The organism is Gilvimarinus sp. 1_MG-2023, from assembly GCF_030548285.1.
The window spans coordinates 1-228 of sequence record NZ_JAUOSC010001963.1; the positions used below are offsets into that span (position 1 = coordinate 1).

The window sequence follows — 228 nt, forward strand, 5'->3', positions numbered from 1 at the left end:
GCACACCGCCACTCTAATGGCATCGGCGATGTGGCTAAAACAGCATGAAGCGCCATTATCGGGCCCTGTGACGTGATTGTTTCAACCGGCCGAAGAGGGTGGGCACGGCGCTCGCGAGATGAGTAAAGATGGTGCCCTTGAAAATGTTGACTGCATTTATGGTTGTCACAATTGGCCTGCAATCGAGTATGGAAAGCTTGTTTGCCCCTATGGTATTGAGATGTGTGG

Annotated in this window: 1 protein-coding gene; it reads left to right on the forward strand. The window is 51.8% G+C overall.

The features are described from left to right. Window positions 1–76 precede the first annotated feature (76 nt). Window positions 77–228: M20/M25/M40 family metallo-hydrolase (locus Q4563_RS23570; RefSeq protein WP_336623079.1), on the forward strand; the 152-nt coding region annotated here is incomplete at its 3' end.